Annotated in this window: 2 protein-coding genes; one reads left to right on the forward strand and one right to left on the reverse strand. The window is 72.0% G+C overall.

The window, feature by feature from the left end; genetic code table 11:
- The coding region (locus tag ACFVUH_RS37440) for an FAD-dependent oxidoreductase (protein WP_387918109.1) at positions 1 to 599 on the reverse strand (599 nt) is incomplete at its 3' end.
- A 250-nt stretch (positions 600 to 849) separates the two neighbouring features.
- On the opposite strand from ACFVUH_RS37440, the gene ACFVUH_RS37445 reads away from it, so the two are divergent.
- A partial coding sequence (locus ACFVUH_RS37445; RefSeq protein ID WP_387918111.1) for a dTDP-4-dehydrorhamnose 3,5-epimerase family protein occupies positions 850 to 1,230 on the forward strand: 381 nt, incomplete at its 3' end.

Consider the following 1,230-nt stretch of genomic DNA (forward strand, 5'->3'; position numbering starts at 1 on the left):
AAGCGGTCCTCCGCGGGCCGCTCGTACCCGAACTCCTCCAGCCAGGCGGGGGTTCGCGAGCCGCGCCCCGTGACGTCGACGACGAGGTCGGCCTCCAGGTGCGCGGGAGTGTCCGTGCCCGACTCGTCGACCACCTCGACGCCGGTGACGCGGCTGCGGTCGGCCGAGGCGGTCAGGCCGCGGATGACGCACCCGTCCATGATCGTCACCTGCGGCAGCGCGGCGACCCGGTCGCGCACGTGGGACTCCAGCTCGGGCCGCGTGGCCGAGACGCTGATCAACCCGGTGTTCGAGGGCTGGAGCCGGCGGCCGTTGAAGTACCACCGCAGGTTGCCCGCGATGTCCCCGGCGGGGATCCCGGCCGAGGTGAGTTCGGTGTCGAGACCGGGGAAGAGCTCGTTGAGGATCTGCTGCCCCTTGGCCAGCAGGGCATGGGCGTGGCGGCCGTGCGGGACACCGCGGCGCTGCTCCTTGCCGCCCAACCGGTCCCGGTCGATCACCAGCACTTCCTTGTACGTCTCGGACAGGACGCGCGCGGCGAGCAGCCCCGCCATCCCTGCACCGAGGACAACCGCGCGGTCACGGGCGTGCTTGGTCATCTGCGGTCCGCCTCCGTTGGCTCCGATGGCTCCGATGGCTCCTGTGGGCCGTCGTCCGGGCAACCGGGCCTCGGACCGTTGCATCGTCACGTCGCGTGTCACCGACCTGCATCTCCCGGTGTGCTGAGCTGGGACGGCCGGGCGCCGCACGCCCCTGTCCGCCGCGCCGCCCGCCTAGACTGCGGCGTTTCGACGGGCCCGGCGGACCCTTCGGCCGCCTCCCGCGAGTCGTCGAGAGAAGGGACGAGCGATGAAGCCGATCGGGATCTCGGGAGCGTGGACGGACGAGAAGAAGATCTTCCGCGACGAACGGGGCTCGTTCCGCGAGTGGTTCCAGGACGAGCCCTTCCGCCGCACCGTCGGCCACCCCTTCGATCTGCGGCAGGCGAACTGCGCGATCTCCTCCCGGGGGGTGCTGCGCGGCATCCACTTCGCCGGAGGCGTACCCGGCCAGGCCAAGTACTTCAGCTGCCTGCGCGGCAGGGTGCTCGGCGCCGTCGTCGACATCCGGGTGGGGTCGCCCACGTTCGGGGACTGGCGGACCGTCGAACTCGACGAGGCCACGGGGCGGGCGCTGTACGTCTCCGCGGGCCTGGGCTTCGGTTTCCTCACGCTGAGCGACGAGGCGGTG

It is taken from the genome of Kitasatospora sp. NPDC058032 (genome assembly GCF_042885845.1).
Lineage (GTDB): Bacteria > Actinomycetota > Actinomycetes > Streptomycetales > Streptomycetaceae > Kitasatospora.